At 67.5% G+C, this 18,657-nt stretch carries 13 protein-coding genes; 4 read left to right on the plus strand and 9 right to left on the minus strand.

Annotated features, from left to right (window positions below; translation table 11 throughout):
* Window positions 1–102 precede the first annotated feature (102 nt).
* The 4 genes from MFM001_RS07800 to MFM001_RS07815 are packed head-to-tail and all read left to right on the plus strand — an operon-like array spanning window position 103 to window position 2,635.
* On the plus strand, window positions 103–501 hold the full coding sequence (locus MFM001_RS07800) for a globin (RefSeq protein WP_116374661.1): 399 nt from the start codon (window positions 103–105) through the stop codon (window positions 499–501).
* Entirely contained in the window at window positions 501–2,066 is a 1,566-nt protein-coding gene (locus tag MFM001_RS07805) for an alpha-amylase family glycosyl hydrolase (protein WP_116374662.1), read from the plus strand. The genes MFM001_RS07800 and MFM001_RS07805 overlap by 1 nt, the downstream gene beginning before the upstream one ends.
* Before the next feature lie 36 nt (window positions 2,067–2,102).
* On the plus strand, window positions 2,103–2,336 hold the full coding sequence (locus MFM001_RS07810) for a YlcI/YnfO family protein (RefSeq protein WP_116374663.1): 234 nt from the start codon (window positions 2,103–2,105) through the stop codon (window positions 2,334–2,336).
* Window positions 2,336–2,635, plus strand: a complete 300-nt coding sequence (locus tag MFM001_RS07815) for a type II toxin-antitoxin system PemK/MazF family toxin (protein WP_116374664.1) — start codon at window positions 2,336–2,338, stop codon at window positions 2,633–2,635. Before MFM001_RS07810 ends, MFM001_RS07815 begins: the two co-directional genes overlap by 1 nt.
* 6 nt (window positions 2,636–2,641) lie before the next feature.
* On the opposite strand, the gene MFM001_RS07820 is transcribed toward MFM001_RS07815, so the two are convergent.
* From MFM001_RS07820 to MFM001_RS07860, 9 genes are all read right to left on the minus strand, one after another.
* Complete coding sequence (locus MFM001_RS07820; RefSeq protein ID WP_116374665.1) at window positions 2,642–3,289, minus strand: hypothetical protein; 648 nt, start codon at window positions 3,287–3,289, stop codon at window positions 2,642–2,644.
* Window positions 3,277–3,693, minus strand: a complete 417-nt coding sequence (locus tag MFM001_RS07825) for a thioesterase family protein (RefSeq protein WP_255422205.1) — start codon at window positions 3,691–3,693, stop codon at window positions 3,277–3,279. Before MFM001_RS07825 ends, MFM001_RS07820 begins: the two co-directional genes overlap by 13 nt.
* Window positions 3,694–3,737: 44 nt before the next feature.
* Complete coding sequence (locus MFM001_RS07830; protein WP_116374749.1) at window positions 3,738–8,537, minus strand: NAD-glutamate dehydrogenase; 4,800 nt, start codon at window positions 8,535–8,537, stop codon at window positions 3,738–3,740.
* Window positions 8,538–8,637: 100 nt separating this feature from the next.
* Window positions 8,638–10,314: an energy-dependent translational throttle protein EttA gene (gene ettA / locus MFM001_RS07835; RefSeq protein WP_116374666.1), complete on the minus strand. Its 1,677-nt coding sequence runs from the start codon at window positions 10,312–10,314 to the stop codon at window positions 8,638–8,640.
* 123 nt (window positions 10,315–10,437) lie between these two features.
* Complete coding sequence (gene ssb / locus MFM001_RS07840) at window positions 10,438–10,884, minus strand: single-stranded DNA-binding protein (protein ID WP_116374667.1); 447 nt, start codon at window positions 10,882–10,884, stop codon at window positions 10,438–10,440.
* A gap of 199 nt (window positions 10,885–11,083) precedes the next feature.
* Window positions 11,084–13,072 carry a cytochrome c oxidase assembly protein gene (locus MFM001_RS07845; RefSeq protein ID WP_116374668.1) on the minus strand — a complete coding sequence of 663 codons (1,989 nt, stop codon included), beginning with the start codon at window positions 13,070–13,072 and terminating at the stop codon, window positions 11,084–11,086.
* Between the two features lie 19 nt (window positions 13,073–13,091).
* Entirely contained in the window at window positions 13,092–15,431 is a 2,340-nt protein-coding gene (locus MFM001_RS07850) for a glycerol-3-phosphate 1-O-acyltransferase (protein ID WP_116374669.1), read from the minus strand.
* Window positions 15,428–17,026 carry an HAD-IB family hydrolase/lysophospholipid acyltransferase family protein gene (locus MFM001_RS07855; RefSeq protein WP_116374670.1) on the minus strand — a complete coding sequence of 533 codons (1,599 nt, stop codon included), beginning with the start codon at window positions 17,024–17,026 and terminating at the stop codon, window positions 15,428–15,430. The genes MFM001_RS07850 and MFM001_RS07855 overlap by 4 nt, the downstream gene beginning before the upstream one ends.
* A gap of 49 nt (window positions 17,027–17,075) precedes the next feature.
* Entirely contained in the window at window positions 17,076–18,551 is a 1,476-nt protein-coding gene (locus MFM001_RS07860) for a wax ester/triacylglycerol synthase family O-acyltransferase (RefSeq protein WP_116374671.1), read from the minus strand.
* Between the last annotated feature and the right edge of the window lie 106 nt (window positions 18,552–18,657).

The raw sequence follows: 18,657 nt of genomic DNA on the forward strand, positions 1-18,657 counted from the left end.
GCCTGGATCGCATAGCGAATTGGGCGGTGTTCGCTGGTCATTCCGGTGAACAACCGGTGCGGGTAGCCGACCACCCGTGCCGATGCCCCACAATGGGAAGCGATGGAACCAGTACAGCAGCAGTCGTTTTACGACGCCGTCGGCGGCGCCGAGACCTTTCATGCCATCGTGTCGCGCTTCTACGAATTGGTGCCGCAGGACGAGATCCTGCGTGAGGTGTACCCCTTAGACGACCTGGCCGGCGCCGAGGAACGGTTGCGGATGTTCCTCGAGCAGTACTGGGGCGGCCCGCGCACCTACTCCGAACGACGCGGCCACCCCCGGCTGCGGATGCGCCACGTGCCGTTCCGGATCTCGCCGATCGAACGCGACGCCTGGTTGCGCTGCATGCACATCGCGGTCGGGTCCATCGACTCTCAGACGCTGGACGACGCGCATCGCAAAGAACTGCTCGATTACCTGGAAATGGCCGCCCACTCGTTGGTCAACGCGCCGTTCTGATGAGCGACCCCTGGTGGCGTGACGCCGTCTTCTACCAGGTCTATCCGCGTTCCTTCGCCGACAGCAACGGCGACGGCGTCGGCGACCTGGACGGGGTGACAGCCCGACTGGACTACCTGGTGCAGCTGGGCATCGACGCGATCTGGATCAACCCGGTCACCGTGTCGCCGATGGCCGACCACGGCTACGACGTCGCCGATCCGCGGGACGTCGACCCGTTGTTCGGCGGGCTGGCGGCCCTCGAGCGGCTGATCGCCGCGGCGCACGAGCGCGGCATCAAGATCACGATGGATCTGGTGCCCAACCACACCAGCTCACAGCACCCCTGGTTTGCCGCCGCGCTGGCCGCCGGCCCGGGCGCCGACGCGCGCGAGCGCTACATCTTCCGCGACGGCCGCGGCCCCGGCGGCCAGCAGCCGCCGAACAACTGGGAATCGGTGTTCGGCGGGCCGGCCTGGACCCGCGTCATCGAGCCCGACGGCAACCCGGGCCAGTGGTATCTGCACCTGTTCGACGCCGAGCAGCCGGACCTGAATTGGGACAACCCGGAGGTCTTCGACGACTTCGAGAAGACGCTGCGGTTCTGGCTGGAGCGCGGGGTGGACGGCTTTCGCATCGACGTCGCGCACGGGATGGCCAAGCCGCCGGACCTGCCGGACATGCAGTCGGTCGAGCACAACCGGATGCTGCGCAACAAGGACGACGATCCGCGGTTCAACCACGCCAGCGTGCACGCGATTCACCGCGACATCCGGCGGGTCGTCGACGACTATCCGGGCGCGGTGACCATCGGCGAGGTGTGGGTCTACGACAACGCCCGCTGGGCCGAGTACCTGCGGCCCGACGAGTTGCACCTCGGCTTCAATTTCCGGCTGGTGCAGGCCCGTTTCGGCGCCGCCACCATCCGCGATGCCATCGAGAACTCGCTGGCGGCCGCGGCGATCGAAAACGCCACGCCCACTTGGACTTTGTCCAACCACGACGTCGACCGCGAGGTCACCCGGTACGGCGGCGGCTCGGTCGGGCTCGACCGTGCGCGGGCGATGGCGATGGTGATGCTCGCGCTGCCCGGCGCGGCGTTCATCTACAACGGCGAGGAACTCGGGCTGCCCAATGTCGAACTGCCCGATGAGGTGTTGCAGGATCCGACGTGGGAGCGCTCCGGGCACACCGAACGAGGACGCGACGGGTGCCGCGTTCCGCTGCCATGGTCCGGCGACACTCCCCCGTTCGGGTTTTCGACGACCGCAGACACCTGGCTGCCGATGCCTTCTGAGTGGGCGGCGCTGACCGTCGAGAAGCAGCTGGCCGAGCCCGACTCGACGTTGTCGTTCTTCAGGAACTTGCTCCAATTACGAAGGCAGCGCTCAGAATTCGTCGGTGGCGGCATCGAGTGGCTGCCCGCACCGCGCGGCGCGCTGATGTTCAAGCGGCCCGGCGGGCTGGTGTGCGTACTCAGTGCCGGCACACGACCGGTGCGACTGCCGGACGGTGACTTGCTGCTGACGAGCGCGCCGGTGACCGGCGGCTTGTTGCCGCCGAACGCGGCGGCGTGGCTGACGTAGTCCTCGGTAAGCATCCCAGTCTGGTACCGTTTTGGTATGAGTACCCAGATCGCCGTGCGGCTACCTGACGAAATTGTCGCCTTCCTCGATCGCGAGGTCAGCGAAAACCGCGCACCCAGCCGTGCTGCGGTCGTGTTACGGGCACTCGAGCGAGAACGGCGCCGTGAGATCGCCGCCCGCGACGCCGCCATTCTCGCGGCTAGTGAACCCGATCAAGACCTAGACGCACTCGCCCAATTCTCCGCAAAACTGGCTGCCGACATCGATTGATGCGGCCCATCCACCTCGCACATCTCGACAAAACTCGGCCCGTGGTGATCCTGACACGAGAGCTGGTCCGGCCGCACCTCACCCGCGTCACCATCGCGCCCGTGACCGGCACCATTCGAGGCTTGTCCACCGAAGTCCTTGTCGGTACCGAGAACGGCCTTCAACAGACCTCAGTTGTCAGCTGCGACAACATCACAACGATCCCCACCGACGCGATAGGACGCCATATCGGCTATCTGCTGCCGCACCAGGACCTGGCGCTCTCGCAAGCGATCCGCGCAGCATTCGATCTCGAATAGGCCGCGCTACAAAAGCACGCGGCGCCGATACACCGAGCCGAACCGCGCGTCGACGCGCAACCAGGTCGGCAGGATCCGCACCCGCACGATCTCGTCGGCGTCGACGGCCTCCGGCGACTGCGGCAGGAAACCCATTGCGGTCAAGGCGAATACGCAACGCATCGGAACGCCGACGCTGACGTCGGCCGAGCTGACCCGCAGCACCTCTTGATCGAGCAACGATGCCGGCGGGCCGTGGGCGCTGCCGTGCTCCTTGGCCAGCGCCGCGCCGCGCTGCGCCAAATCCAGCATCAGGCGCGCCGGTACGTCGTCGAGGTGGGCGAACCCCGTGTCCGGGGGCAGCGCCCCGCGCCAGGCGGAGTCCATCGGGAAGCCGGGGTCGACGTAGCCGGCGCTGTCCATCACCGAGAGCCCGCGGGCCAATTGGTCTGCGCCGACGGACAAATCGTCGGGCCGCATGCGGCCGGCAACCACCCTGCTGGCCAGCACGTCGAAACCCGTTGCCACCCAAGCGGTCAGCACCTGATCGGAGCGGGCGCGCAGCCGGATCACCGCGGCGTCGTCCAGCCGCATCGCCCGCTCTACGAATGCGGCCAGATCGCCGCGCTGGGTCGCATCATCCAGCCACAGCCCCCGCTCGGCTACCGCAGCCACCGCTGTAAGTACTCCCGGTGCTGCGGCGTGAGCCGCACCAGCCGCTGCTCGTCGATGTGGACTGCGGCCAACTGTGTTTCGGCGATCACGGCCGGCTTGGATGCCGGATCGGCGCTGACCGAGCGCACCTCGTAGCCGATGGTGAAGTCCACCGCCCGCAACCGCTTCACCCACATGGTCACCTGCAGCGGCGAATCCGCCAGCCGAAGCTGGTCTTTGTAGGTCACCCGCACGTCGGCGATCAGCAGGCCGATCGTGGTGATGTCGGCGCCAAAAGGTTCGCTCAGAAACGGGACGCGGGCCTCTTCGAGAATCGTGACCATGGTCGCGTGGTTGATGTGCTGGTACATGTCGATGTCCGACCAACGCACCGGAACCGGTGCGACGAATCCGACGGTATCTATGCGCCGCTCCTCCCCATCGCTTCGCTCTGCATCGTCGCTGGCGGTCACCCTGAGGATCCCCGTCCGCTCGTTCGTGTCATGCGCCGAATCTGACGCGCCGCCACCGACAACGTCGCCAGATCCTTCTGCCCGCTTTCGTAGATCTCCGTGAGTGTGCGGCGCGCCCGCTCCACCCGCGACGCGCTGGTGTGTTCCCATTCGGCGATCTTCTCTTCCCCGCTTTCATCCGGCTCGCCCACGGCCAGCACGTCGAAACACAGCGCCCGCAACGACGCGTAGATGTCGTCACGAATCGCCAAGCGGGCCAACGAATGCCAGCGATCTGTGCGGGGCAGTTGGGACACCGCGGTCAGCAGGCCGTCGGTGCCCAGGCGGTCCATCAGCGCGAAGTAGGTGTCGGCGACCTCGGCGGCGTCGCGTTCGTCGATGTCGGCGATGTCGATGATGTCCAGCAGGCTGTACCGGTACAGCCCGGTGGCCACCATGTACGCCAACTCCTCCGATGCACCCTGCGAAACGAATTCGCCCGCTTCCTTTTCCACGATCGCCTTGTCGTCGCCGCGCAGCCACTCCGACATCCGCGGGGTCAGCGCCTGCACCTTCTTGGCGAATCGGTTGATCTCGGCGCCGACCGCCAGCGGCTGCGGACGGTAGTTGAGCAGCCAGCGTCCCGCGCGGTCGATCAGCCTGCGGGTGTCCAGCGTCATCCGGTCCGACAACGTGACCGGCACGTCCGCGTCGCGGATCTGCCGCCATATCTCCCCGACCCCGAAGATCGCATCGGTGGCGACGTAGGTCCGGACGGCGTCGACCTGGCCCACCCCGACGTCTTCGGTGATCCGGTAGGCGTAGGTGATCCCGCTGGTGTCCACCAAATCGTTGACCAGCATGGTGGTTACGATCTCGCGGCGCAGTTGGTGCGAGCGGATCTCGCTACCGAACCGCTCGCGCAGCACCGACGGAAAGTACTTCGGCAACCGGGCCGCGAACACTTCCTGATCCGGCAGGTCGGTGGCCAGCAGTTCGTCCTTGAGCCCTAGCTTCACATGCGCCATCAGCGTGGCGAGTTCGGGCGACGTGAGCCCCAGACCGGCTTCGGCGCGCCGGTGAATCTCCTTCTCCGACGGCAGCGCTTCGAGTTCGCGGTTCAGGCCGCGCTCGGCGACCAGGTACTTGATCTGGTCGGCGTGCACGGGCAGCAGGCTGGCGGCGTTAGTGCGGCTGGTGCCCATCAGGTCGTTCTGGTCGACGTTGTCGGACAACACCAACTCGGCGACCTCGTCGGTCATCGACTCCAGCAGCTCCGTGCGCTCCTCGGGCTTGACCTTGCCCGCGGTGACCAGCGCGTCGATCAGGATCTTGATGTTGACCTCATGGTCGGAGCAGTCCACGCCGGCCGAATTATCCATTGCGTCGGTGTTGATCCGGCCGCCACACAGGTCGAACTCGACACGGCCCAGCGACGTGACGCCCAGGTTGCCGCCCTCGGCAATCACCTTGGCGCGCACCTGGTTTGCGTTGACGCGCACGGGGTCGTTGGCCCGGTCCCCCACATCGGCGTCGGACTCGGTTTCGGCCTTGATGTAGGTCCCGATGCCGCCGTTGTACAGCAGGTCCACCGGCGCCTTGAGGATCGCGCGCACCAGGTTCGGCGGCGCCATCTCGCTGACGTCGTCCTCGATCCCCAGCGCAGCACGGACCTGCTCGCTGATCGGGATCGCTTTGTGCTCGCGGCTGTGCACGCCGCCGCCCTCGCTGATCAGCGAGGTGTCGTAGTCGTCCCAGCTGGAGCGGGGCATGTCGAACAGTCGCTTGCGCTCGTCCCATGAGCGCGCCGCGTCGGGATCCGGGTCGAGGAAGATGTGCCGATGGTCGAAGGCGGCGACCAGCCGAATGTGCTTGGACAGCAACATGCCGTTGCCGAACACGTCGCCGCTCATGTCGCCGATGCCGACGACGGTGAAGTCCTCGCTTTGGGTGTCAACTCCCATTTCGCGGAAGTGGCGCTTGACGGCTTCCCATGCGCCGCGGGCGGTGATGCCCATCGCCTTGTGGTCGTAGCCGACCGATCCGCCGGAGGCGAACGCGTCGCCCAGCCAGAACCCGTAGCACTTGGCGACATCGTTGGCGATGTCGGAGAACGCGGCGGTCCCCTTGTCGGCGGCCACCACCAGGTAGGCGTCGTCGCCGTCGCGGCGCACCACCTCGGGCGGGGCGCTGACCTCACCGGTGGTGTGGTCGACGTTGTCGGTGATTTCGAGCATGCCCGAGATGAACAGCTTGTAGCATGCGACGCCTTCCTCGCGGCCGGCGTCGCGGTCCCCGGCCGGGTCGCCGGTCGGCAGCGGCGGCCGCTTGACGACGAAGCCGCCTTTGGCGCCGACCGGCACGATGACGGCGTTCTTCACCGCCTGCGCCTTGACCAGGCCGAGGATTTCGGTGCGGAAGTCTTCGCGGCGGTCCGACCAGCGCAGCCCGCCGCGCGCGACGTGGCCGAATCGCAGGTGTACGCCTTCGACGCGCGGCGAGTAGACGAAGATCTCGAACTTGGGCCGCGGCAGCGGCAGCTCGTCGACCAGCTGGGCGTCGAGCTTCAGCGACAGCACGTTTTTGGCTCGCACCGAATCTTCGCGTGTCACAAAGTAATTGGTTCGCAGCGTCGCCTGGATCAGCGATGCGAATGCCCGCAGGATCCGGTCGGTGTCCAGGCTCTGCAGCGCGTCGATGTCCGCGGCGACCGCAGCGACCGCCGCTTGCGCATCGCGGCTCTTGGACGTGTCCGACGGATCGAACAGCGCCTCGAACAGTGCCACCAGCGCCGCTGCGGTGTGCGGGTTCTCGTTGACCACCGATTCGATGTGGGTCTGGCTGTAGGGAAATGCGGCCTGCCGCAGATACTTTGCGTACGCCCGCAGCAGGACCACTTGTTGCCAGGTGAGGTTTGCCCGCAACACCAGCTCGTTGAACCGGTCGATCTCCACGCGGCCCTGCCAAATAGCGGTCACCGCGTCGGCGAATCGCTGTGCGGCGGCTTCGCGTTCGGGCCCCTGCGGAGCCAGTGAGATCGTCGGATGCGGCGAGATCTTGAACTGGTAGATCCACACCTCCAGCCCGTCCGCCCGGGTCACGGTGAACGGGCGCTCTTCGAGGACCACCACGCCCATCGATTGCAGCATGGGCAGCAGCCGGCTCAACGACGCGGTTCGCCCACCCAAATACCATGTCAGCAGCGCGATTCCGTCGCCTTCGTCATGGTCGGAGAACACCAGTTTGACCGAATCGTCCGTCAACGATTCGATGGCGGCGATGTCCTTGATGGCGTCGACGGGGCTGACGGCCTGTTTGTAGGTCTCGGGGAAAGCCGCCGCGTAGTGTTCGGCCTGCGGCAGCGCAATTGCGCCGCTCTGCACGGCGCCGAGCAAGCGGTCAGCCCAGGTGCGGGCGGCCTCGGTCAGCAGGGCCTGAATGCGTGTCCGGTTGTCTTCGGAGGTGTCGACGCTGGCGTGCGCATCCGGCAGCCGAACCACGAAATGCACCAGCGCCCACGGCGCTTCGCTGACCCGCGCGGTGTATTCCAGGCTGGTGCCGCCGAATTCGCGAACCAGGATGTCCTGCATCTCCAGCCGGACAGCCGTGGTGTAGCGGTCGCGTGGCAGGTAAACCAGGCACGACACCAGTTGGCCGGGCTCGTCGGCGCGCAGGAAAAGCAGTGCGCGGCGCCGTGATCCGAGATCCACCACGGCCATCGCCATGGTCAGCAGCCGCTCGGCGTCCAGCGCGAACAGCTCCGAGCGCGGTACGGTCTGGATGATGTCGAGCAGCAGCTGTCCCGGATGGCTGGGATCGCGTTCGGCCAGTTCGAGCGCCTGCTGAACCCGCCCGGCGATCAGCGGGATCTCCAGCACGTTGGCGTTCATCGCGGCGACCGTGAACAGGCCGACGAAGCGGTGCTCGACGATGCCGTCCCCGTCGTTTTCGCGGATGACCGCGATGTAGGGGTAGGCGCCGAAGCGTACATAGCTGGGAACGGTGGCCTGGGCGAGCACCAGCAGTTTGGTGTCGTCGGTCAGCCGGGGTCGCAAGGCCTTGCGCAGCCGCAGCACACCCAGCCGCGTCGACTCGTCGACCGAGATCTGCCCATCGCTTACCGCCCCGCGTTGGTAGCCGAGCAGCACGAAGTGCCCGTCGGCCAGCCAGCGCAACAGCGCGGCGACGTCGGTGCGGTCCGGGGCCGAGAAGTGGTCGTCGGCATTGGTTTCGACTCGGCCGGCCAAATTGTCGAGGGCAGCGGCCATGGCTGTCGAATCCGCCGCGACCTGACGGACGTCGGCTAACACGTTGGGCAGCAGGCGCTCGGCGTCCGCCAGCGCCTTGTGATGCACCGACGGTGAGAGCTGGACGTGAATCCACATCTCGTCAACGCCGTCGGGTTCAATGCCCTCCAAATCGCCGTCCGGGCCGCGGCGCACCCCAAACACCGGGTTCATGATGCCGACGTAGGCCACCCCGAGCCGATGCAGCAGGACCGCCACCGAATCCATCAGCATGGCGCCGTGCTCGGTGACCACCTGCATCGCGGGTCCCAACCCGGCCGCGTCGTCGGCTGGGTATACGGCAACGCGGGTTTCGCCGGGCCGGCGGTGCTGCGCGAGCCGGAAGTGAGCGCTCAGCATCGCCGGCGTCACCGCCTGGACAGCGGCCCGATTCAGGACGGCGGTGTCGGCGAACTGGCGCTCGGTCTCGGGCGCGTCGCCGTGCGGGCCGCGATAGGTGGCGGCGTAAGCCCTCGGAATCCAGGGCGGAAGCTCGTCGACGCTGGTGAACTCGGCCCACCCCGCCGGCAGGCGGAAGCTCTGGCCTGACGGCGGTGCGGGCTGGGCTGGTCCCACCGTCACACCGACCGCTCCTCAATCAGCACGCATACGAGCGCTGGTATCGGAGACACTAGTCGCGGGTGAGCCTGCGGTGCGTCACTCGGTGCGGCCTGGCGGCTTCGACGCCGAGCCGTTCGATCTTGTTCTCCTCGTACGCGCCGAAGTTGCCCTCGAACCAGAACCACTTGGCCTCGTTGTCGGCGTCGCCCTCCCACGCCAGGATGTGGGTGCAGGTCCGGTCGAGGAACCAGCGGTCGTGCGAGATCACCACCGCGCAGCCGGGGAACTTTTCCAGCGCGTTCTCCAGCGAGCCCAGCGTTTCGACGTCCAGGTCGTTGGTCGGCTCGTCGAGCAGGATCAGGTTGCCGCCCTCCTTGAGGGTCAGCGCGAGATTGAGCCGGTTGCGTTCGCCGCCGGACAACACGCCGGCCGGCTTCTGCTGGTCGGGTCCCTTGAATCCGAACGCCGACACGTAGGCCCGCGACGGGATCTCGCTCTGCCCGACCTCGATGTGGTCCAGCCCGTCGGAGACGACCTCCCAGACGGTTTTCTTGGGGTCGATCCCCGCCCGGGCCTGGTCGACGTAGCTGATCTTGACGGTCTCGCCGACCTTGACCGTGCCGCTGTCGGGTTGCTCGAGCCCGACGATGGTCTTGAACAGCGTGGTCTTACCCACCCCGTTGGGGCCGATGACGCCGACGATGCCGTTGCGGGGCAGCGTGAACGACAGGTCTTTGATCAGCGTGCGACCCTCGAAGCCCTTGTCGAGGTGCTCGACCTCGACGACCACGTTGCCCAGCCGCGGGCCGGGCGGGATCTGGATTTCCTCGAAGTCGAGCTTGCGGGTCTTCTCGGCCTCGGCGGCCATCTCCTCGTAGCGCTGCAGCCTGGCCTTGCTCTTGGCCTGCCGCGCCTTGGCGCCCGAACGCACCCAGGCCAGCTCGTCCTGCAGGCGTTTCTGCAGCTTGGCGTCCTTGCGGCCCTGCACCGCCAGCCGCTCGGCCTTCTTCTCCAGATACGTGGAGTAGTTGCCCTCGTAGGGGTAGGCGCGGCCGCGGTCGAGTTCGAGGATCCATTCGGCGACGTTGTCGAGGAAGTAGCGGTCGTGGGTGACCGCCAGGATCGCGCCCTGGTAGGCGGCCAGGTGCTGCTCGAGCCACTGCACGCTTTCGGCGTCGAGGTGGTTGGTCGGCTCGTCGAGCAGCAGCAGGTCGGGCTTGGAGAGCAGCAGCTTGCACAACGCCACCCGGCGCCGCTCGCCGCCGGAGAGGTGCGTGACCGGCTCGTCGGGCGGCGGGCAGCGCAGCGCGTCCATCGCCTGCTCGAGCTGCGAGTCGATATCCCAGGCGCCGGCATGGTCCAGCTCCTCCTGCAGCCGGCCCATCTCCTCCATCAGCTCGTCGGTGTAGTCGGTGGCCATCAGCTCGGCGACCTCGTTGAACCGGTCGAGTTTGACTTTGAGGTCGCCCAGCCCCTCCTCGACGTTGCCGCGGACGGTCTTGGTCTCGTCCAGCGGCGGCTCCTGCTGCAGGATGCCGACGGTGGCGCCGGTGGCCAGGAAGGCGTCGCCGTTGTTGGGCTTGTCCAGGCCGGCCATGATCCGCAAGACGCTCGACTTCCCCGCCCCGTTGGGGCCGACGACGCCGATCTTGGCTCCCGGCAGGAAGCTCAGCGTGACGTCGTCGAGGATGACTTTGTCGCCGTGCGCCTTGCGGACCTTCTTCATCGTGTAGATGAACTCAGCCATGCAGCAGTGTTACCTCTCTGGGCTTTGTTGTCGTGCGGCGACCCCTGCGCCCGGCTTCGCCGCGCTTGCGATCGCCGCAAGATTGCTCGCGCCCCATCCTAGGCACCGCTGCGGTGATGCCGTTCAGGCCGATAGCGGCAGCCCGGTCTCGGCCTCCTCTGTGTCGTCGGCCGCGGACTCGGATGGCGACGGCGTCGCGGTGTCCGCGTCGACGGCGACCGTCTTTTCGACGTGGGCGATGCAGCGAGACAGGTCCGGGCCGACGGACGTCGCGCGCATCTCCAGAGTCGAGCGCCGGATGCCGTCGCGGTCCTCGTATTCGCTGGTGTGGACATGTCCCACCACGATCACGGCCGAGCCCTTGCGCAGCGAGGCGCCCACCCCGGTGACCAGCCGGCCCCAGCAGTTGACGGTGACAAACAACGAGTTGCCGGGCTCCCATGTGCCGTCGGCGCCGCGTCGGCGCGAGTTGCTCGCGACCCGGAACTTGATCACCTCTTGGTCGCCGACCTGGCGGCGCTGCAGGTCGTTGACGATGTTGCCGACTACGGTCAGCGGCGTTTCGAACATTGCTCATTCCTTTCGGTTGGAGTTGCTGGCACTCATTCAGCGCCGCGACGCCGACAACAGACGACACACCGCCTGGTGTCACCGGTGAGGCTGTGGACAATGGGCCAACTGTGGATCGCCACCAGTTCGCGAAGCAGAAGCCACGGTCGTGACTCGGCCAGAACTACAGCCTTAGCGTCTGTTTCGCGAGAAACCGCGGCTAGCCCCGCGGCGAGGTGTCGCGGCGCGCCAACTCGGCGAGCATCGCGTTGTAGGCGGCCAGCTCGGCGTCGTCGTCGCGCTCGGCGGCACGGTCCAGCCGCCGCGCGGTGCGCTGGTCGCTGCGGGTCCACTGCACCAGCAACGCGATCATCACGATCACCAGCGGGATTTCGCCTGCCGCCCAAGCGATTCCGCCGCCGAGTCGCTGGTCGCCGAGCAGATCGGTGTGCCAGCTCAGATGCAGCGACCGGTAGAAGCTTTCGCCGAGTACCTCGCGGGTGCTCATCAGCACCACCCCGAAAAAGGCGTGCAGCGGCAGCGACGCGAACACCACCGCCACCTTGGCCAGCGGCGGGATGGGCCGCGGGGTGGGGTCGACGCCGATCACCACCCAGTAGAAGAGGTAGCCGCTGAGCAGGAAGTGCACGTTCATCAGCAGGTGGCCCATATGACTGCCCGCCGCCGCGTCGAAGATGCCGCCGAGGTAGAGCCCGTAAAACCCGGCGACGAACAGCACGGTGGCCACCACCGGGTTGGTGAGGAACCGCGAGAGCCGGCTGTGCAGCGCGGCGAGAAGCCATTCCCGCATGCCGGGCGGATCGCTGGGTGGCAGCGCCCGCAACGCCAGGCTGACCGGCGCCCCCAGCACCAACAGCACCGGCACCAGCATCGACAGCACCATGTGGGCCGCCATGTGCATGCTGAACATCGCCGGCATGTAGCGGCCCACTCCCGACGACGTCGCGAACAGCAGCGCCGCGCAGCCCAGCAGCCACGCGAGCGTCCGGCCGCGCGGCCAGTGATCGCCGCGGCGGCGAAGCCGGCGCACCCCGGCCAGATACAGCCCGGCGAACACGACCGCCGCGGTGCCGAAGATCAGGTCGAAGCGCCAGTCGAAGAGCACCCGGGCCACCGTGGGCGGCCCGTCGAAGTCGTAGCCGATCGCGACCTCGGGTATCGAGGGGTTGAGGATCGGCGGCGGTGGCGGCGGGGTGCGGCCCAGCCCGACGGCGATACCGAACGTCAGGCCGAACACCGCGGCCTCGATTGCCGCCAACCGGACCAACCCAAAATGTGAGCTTGAATCTGCTTGCAGCGCAACAACTCCCACGCGACGCTGACGCCAGCCGACGAGACCCAGCAGGCACAGGGCGACGGCCTTGGCGATCACCAGCCGCCCGTAGCCGGTGCTCAGCAGGTCGGCCGGAACCACGCGCACCAGGGCGTTGACGACCCCGCTGAGCGCCATCGCGGCAAAGCACCACAACGCCAGCGTCGAGAACCGCCGCGCGGCCAGGTCGGTGTGCTCCCCGCCGCGAATCGCGTGGACCAGCAGGACCAGCAGACCGCCGGCCCACAGGCCGGCGGCAACCAAGTGGATCAACAGGCTGTTGGTGGCCAGGTCATGCGACCCGCCGGCCGACGAGTGACCGGTCAGCCCAAGCGGCACCAGCGTCACCAGCGACCCGGCCAACAGCAACGGCGTCGCTGACCAGCGCAGCACCGGCAGGCTCACCAGCATCACCGCGGCGGCCAAAAACGCGGTCCACCGCCACGCCGTCGCGACGTTGATCAGGCTGGCCAGCGACCACAGCGTCGCCGGGTTGAGGTGAGCGCTCAGCGGCTGACCCGAAACGTCGGAGATGGTCAGCGGGACCAGCAGCGCCGCACACACTGCCCACACGCCGGCGGCCACCGTCCCCAGCCGCAACGCGCGGTAGCCGTCGGCGTCCAGCACGCCGCTGTCCTGCGGCGGCACCAGAAACGCCGCGAACAGAAACGACCCGACCGCCACCACGGCGGCGATCTCCCCGGCCGCCCGCACGAACGGCAACCCCAGCGTGGTGACCGGACCCGGATCGGGCAGCCCGGTGGCGGTCAGCGCGTCGGCCAGCGACAACGCCGCGATCCCCGCCGCGGTGCAGCCCGCCAGCGCGGCCACGCCGACCAGCAGCGGCCACACCACCGCACGTCGGGCGTCCGTCATAACTACAGCGTATGGCCCACTATCCCGCCGCCCGCCGCGACTCGACTTCGCGGGCGACGAACTGATTGCGCGCGATCTGCGCGACGTGGTCGAAATCCCTGAGGATTCTCCGCAATTCGGTGCGGAATGCGGTCCGGCGCTCGGCCAGGTCAGGTGCGGGCTCCAACAGCTGCTGGTCCGCGGCGACCTGCCGTGCCGTCGCAAACAGCAGCGTGGAGACCGGCTCGCTGCTGCTCACCCGGCCCTGCGCGACGTACTGGCGGCCGACGCCGAGCGCCAATTGGGTCAGGTCCTTCTCGCCGATGTCCGCCGGGGCGTCGCGCAGTACGTCGGCGACAATCTCGTACGCCTCGAAGAACACCCGCAGCATCGCGTCCGACATCAGCGGTCGTTTGGCGTACAGCATTGCGTCGATCTCGTCGCCGCCCGCCGCGACGTGGGCTTCCCAATCGGAGTGCCAGGCCATCTCTTCTGCGATGTTGTTGCGGAATGACGCCGAATCAGCGAAGTAGAAGTCGAACTTCAGTAGATCGCGAAGCCGCATGGCCTGCGTCCAGAAGGCTTCCACCCGATCGCCCTCGGCGTGGGCGGCGTGTGCCAGGGCCAGCTCGACGATCGAGGTCTCCAGGAAGGCGTGGATCACCGAGTTGCGGTAGAACGCCGCGGTGTGCTCGTCTTCGGGCGCGATGCGCCACACCGGTTCTCGTCCGCCGTCGACGCGGGTGACCGGATGGCCATTGGACAGTGCGTCCACCGCCGCGCGGACACCCTCGGTGGTGCGCAGCCGCAGTGCGCTGGTGGTGACCGGGGTTTGCTTGCGCTCCAGGTAGTCCAGTGAGTCCTGCAGCGTGTGGTGCAGCTGGCGCAGGGTCAGCGCGACGCCGTGCGTGGTCAGCAGCAGCGCCGACACCAGCCCGGTGGCGTTCACCGGCGTTGCCCGCAGAATGCGCCACGCGACTTCGAACGACATCTTTTGCAGCGCAAGCCGTTTGGCGGCCGGATCGGCGGCTGTCGGGCCACCCGCCGGGCCGAGGTATTGGCGCATCGAGACCGCTTCGGGGAAGCGGACGTAGATCTTGCCGTAGTTGCGCTCGCCCTGGGCCTTGATGAAGTTGTACAGCCAGCCGACGCCTTCGGCTTTCTTTTCCGCGCCGCGCGCGTAGGCCGCGTATTCGGCGGTCTCGTGCAGCTGGTCGAAGCTGATCGAAACTCCTTGCAACAGAATGTCGTCGCTGCGGCCGTCTAGGTAGGCGTCGGCCACGTAGCTCATCAGGCCGAGCTTGGGCGGCAGCATCTTGCCGGTGCGCGAGCGGGTGCCCTCGATGGACCAGCTCAGGTTGAACCGCTTCTCGACGACGTAGCCCACGTACTGTCTGAGCACGTACTTGTAGAGCTGGTTGTCGCCGATGTTGCGGCGAATGAAGATGACACCGGAGCGGCGCAGCAGCGGGCCCATCACCCCGAATGCCAGGTTGATGCCGGCGAATACGTGCACCGGCGGGAGCCGGTTCTCCTGCATGGCGACCGGCATGACCGCGCCGTCGATGTAGGACCGGTGCGAGAACAGCAGCACTGCGGGATGGGTCTCCAGCGCGGTGCGCATGGCCGCCACTTGGTACTCGTCGTAGTCGATTTCGGGGTCGAAGCCCCGGCTGAGCAACCTGCCCAGCACCGACACCAGGTCGACGGACACTCGGCTCCAGCCGGTGGCAAGCTCGTCGAGCATCTTGCCGGCTTCCTCGAGTGTGGCGCCCGGGATCTTCTCCAGTCCGGCGCGGAATCGCGCGGAGGCCAAGATCTCCGGCTTCACCAGCCGCGGAGACTTGTACTGCGGCCCCAGGATGCGGTATTCGGCGCGTTCCAGCGCCAGGATGGCCCGGCGTGCGACGAAATGTGCGAAATCCCTGGGGTTTTCGCCGACAGTGAGATCACGCCACTGCTGGCGCAACTCGGAGACCTTCGCGGATTCGCCGACCACCACCCTGGCCCGGGACGGCTCGGAGCTCACCACGCGACGCTGCTGACGCTCGTTGGGGTGGTAGGGATCGCGTCCCGGCAGCAGAGCCGCCACCCTGCTCAGCGCGGACGCGCCCGCGCGTGGCAGCCAGAAGACCCGCACCGGGACGATCGAGCGGTCCTCGTCGGCCTCCAGCTGCTCGACGAGCTGGGCCAGTGCTGCTGGCTCTGGGTCATGTGGAGGCAGCTGCAGCACGTCGACCTTGGTGTCGGGGTACCGCTTACGTTGCTGCCCCAACCACTCCGAGACCAGCTCCGCCTCCACCGGCGAGGAAATCGACGCCAACACCAGCGTGTCGTCGGTGGTGGTCAATGTGCCGATGTCGGCGCCCGGCTTTCTCACGATCGGCCCTTCGGCCGGGGTTGCGCCTTGGCGGCCTTCTTCGCCGGCGTCTTGGCGGCCTTCTTCGCGGCGCGCTTGCGGGGCGGCGCTTTGGTCACCCGGGTGTACAGAGCGGCTTCGGGTAGTTGGTCGACCGGCCAGTCGGCCAACGTGTCCAAATACAGCTGGCGCACTTCGGCAATCCGGTCCGGCAGCGTGTCGACGCTCCAGTTGCTGACCGAAATCGGCGGGAACACAGCAACATCCACCGTGCCCGGGTTCATCGTGGAGGAGTTTCGCGCGGCGACGATCTCCGCGTTGCGGATCACGATCGGCACGATCGGGATTCCGGCGGCCATCGCGATGCGGAACGGCCCCTTCTTGAACGGCCCGACGGTGGTGGTGTCCATCCGGGTGCCCTCGGGCGCGATCACGATCGACAGTCCCTTTTTGGCGCGCTCTTCGACCTCGTGCAGCGACTCCACCGCGGCCGTCGGATCGTCGCGGTCGATGAACACGGCGTCCAGCAGCTTGCCGAGCGTGCCCATGATCGGGTCGCTTTCCAGCTCCTTCTTGCCCACACCAATCCAGTTGTCGCGCACCAACGCAGCGGTGATGATCGGGTCGGCCTGGTTGCGGTGATTGAAGATGAACACGGCCGGGCGCTGCGCCGTCAGGTTCTCCGCGCCAATCACGTTGAGGTGCACGCCGCTGGCCACCAGCAGCAGCTGCGACCAGGTGGAGGTGAAGAAGTTCACGCCGCGACGGCGGTTTCGGGTCAGCAGCCCGATGCCCACCGCGCCGGCAGCGACAGGAAACGCCGAGCCGATGCCGGCCAAAGCCCGCAGCTGCGAGCGGATGCCGACGCCGCCGCGGCTGGTGAAGCGCAGGATCGGCCAACCGCGACGGCGGGCGACCGCGGCCATCTTGCCCTCGGGGTTGGTCGGGCGGGGATTTCCGACCAGATACATCAGCGCGACGTCCTCGTCGCCGTCGGCGTAGAAGTAGCTGTCCTTCAAGTCGATACCGTGTTCGGCGGCGAACTGCTGCACGGCCGCCGCCTTGCCCGGTCCCCACAGAATCGGCTTGACCACTTTGCCGGTGAGGACCCCGTTCTCGTCGGTTTCGAACTTGTTGGTCAGCGTGTTGGGAATGCCAAGAAATCGAGCAACGGGCTCCACCTGCAGCGTCAGCGCCGACGAACTGAGCACCACGGTGTGGCCGCGAGCGAGGTGGGCGCGCACCAATTCCCGCATCTCCGGGTAGATCCGGCTCTCGATCTTCTGCGCGAACAACCGCTCGCCGATTTCCTCCATGTCGGACAGCGGGCGGCCGCGCAGCGCCGACGACGCCTTGAGGATGAGTTCCTCGAACTCGATGCGCCCGAGTTGATGATTCAGGCCGGCCTGGATCATCCCGATCAGCTCACCCACGCCCATCTCGCGGCGCCGGAAGCGCTCCTGGGTCAAGATGACGCCGGTGAAGCCTGCGACCAGGGTGCCGTCCAGGTCGAAAAACGCGCCGATCTTTGGGCCGGGCGGACTGGCCATGATTTCAGCGACCGACCCGGGCAACCGGAGATCGCGCGGCTGCTTGCGCTTTTCCGCCCCGGTCATTTGCGCCGCTCCTCCTCATCGCTTCGCTCTGCATCGTCGCCGGCGCGGGTCATGATCCGGCCGCCGATCGGGTCGACGACTTCGACGCCTCGACGTCGAAGGAGGCGGGCACCGGGTGCGGCGCGGGTTCGCCTGCCAGCGCGAGGATCTCGTCGAAACCCTCCAGAAGGCATCGGGCCCACAAATCCTCATGGCGGACCGCGGCCCGGTCGTAGCGCGTGGTGATTGTGCAGTACCCGCCGCGCGATATCAGCACGACCATCATCGCGACGCCCGGCAGTGGCCCAATGCCATACTGCCGCAAGACTTTTGCACCGGCGAGGTACGTATCGCCCGGGTACACCGGCACATTGCTGGCCTGCACGTCGGAGGCGACCACCGAGCCGGTCATCGACTCGAGCAACGGCGTGGGCAGCACGCTGAGCACCGGGGCGATCGAACCGATGAAGTCCATCGCCGGTTCGTCACGGCGCTGGGTCATCTGGGCACGAATCTTGCGCATCCGGGCCACCGGGTCGGCGGTGCCCACCGGCGCGGCCAGGTTGACGCCGGTGAACCGGTTGCCGCCGGCCGGATCGGATTCGGCCCGTAGGTTCACCGGCACCGCCATCGGCAGCGTGGCGATCGGCACGCCGAGCGCTTCGTGGTAGCGGCCCAGCGCACCGCACAGGCCGGCCAGATAGGCGTCGTTGATCGAGCCGCCGCCCGCCTTGGCGGCTCGGTGCAGGTCGGAGAGCGGGATGTCGATGGCCTCGGTGCGGGTGGCCAGGCTGCGCCGGCGCAGCAGCGGCGACGGCTCGGCGGCCCGGCTCATCACCCGCACGCTGGAGCGGGCGTAGCTCAGCGCCCCGGCCACCGTGGATGCGGGACGCAAAACCGCCCGCCCCACCACCGAGGCCGCGCCCCACACCGCGCCCCGAACCCCGCCGACGACGGATTCGGGAAGGTGATTGAGGCCCTCGCGCATCAGGTCGTTCGGCGACAGATCTTGCGGAATGGGTTGCGGCGGCGCGGGTCCAGCCGGCGGATCGCGCTCCAGGTCATAGATGTGGGAGAACATCTCCACGCTGCCGACACCGTCGGTGACGGCGTGGCTGAGGTGCAACAGTGTCGCGGCCCTGCCGTCGGCCAAGCCGTCGATCAGGGTGGCCGTCCACAACGGCCGCGCGATGTCCAGCGGCGACTGCAGCATCACCTCGGCCAGATCGAATACCTGCCGTAGCGTGCCCGGTTCGGCGACCCGCAGCCGTCGCACATGAAAGTCCAAGTTGAAATCGGGATCCACCACCCAGCGCGGCGCGGCCGTCGGCAGCGTCGGCACAACCACCTTCTGGCGCAGCCGCAGCACCCGCCGGGACGCGTGTTCGAAACGGGTCCGGAAGCGTTCCCAGTCCGGTGTGGTGTCGAGGATTTCCAGTGCCATGATCCCCGACCGTGTCCGCGGGTTGGCTTCCCCACGGTGCAGCAGATAGTCGACAGCTCCCAGCGCGGTGGGCAACCCCGCCGCATCGACGGCCTCAGCCACCGTCTCTTCCCTGTCCCGGCATCACCACTGCAGCCTCCGTTCCGACGCCTACCCAAACGCTAGTCCGGTTGCTGCGACGGCGGTAGCGATTGCCAGGATCCGCTTC

This window comes from Mycobacterium sp. MFM001 (genome assembly GCF_003402475.1).
In the GTDB taxonomy this organism is placed as follows: Bacteria; Actinomycetota; Actinomycetes; order Mycobacteriales; family Mycobacteriaceae; genus Mycobacterium.

Coding starts and splice junctions, on each gene's coding strand:
- ssb (WP_116374667.1), bottom strand. CDS start 10,884: ATGTTCGAAACGCCGCTGACCGTAGTCGGCAACATCGTCAACGACCTG.
- MFM001_RS07815 (WP_116374664.1), top strand. CDS start 2,336: ATGCGGCCCATCCACCTCGCACATCTCGACAAAACTCGGCCCGTGGTG.
- MFM001_RS07845 (WP_116374668.1), bottom strand. CDS start 13,072: ATGACGGACGCCCGACGTGCGGTGGTGTGGCCGCTGCTGGTCGGCGTG.
- MFM001_RS07855 (WP_116374670.1), bottom strand. CDS start 17,026: ATGACCGGGGCGGAAAAGCGCAAGCAGCCGCGCGATCTCCGGTTGCCC.
- MFM001_RS07810 (WP_116374663.1), top strand. CDS start 2,103: ATGAGTACCCAGATCGCCGTGCGGCTACCTGACGAAATTGTCGCCTTC.
- MFM001_RS07805 (WP_116374662.1), top strand. CDS start 501: ATGAGCGACCCCTGGTGGCGTGACGCCGTCTTCTACCAGGTCTATCCG.
- MFM001_RS07800 (WP_116374661.1), top strand. CDS start 103: ATGGAACCAGTACAGCAGCAGTCGTTTTACGACGCCGTCGGCGGCGCC.
- ettA (WP_116374666.1), bottom strand. CDS start 10,314: ATGGCTGAGTTCATCTACACGATGAAGAAGGTCCGCAAGGCGCACGGC.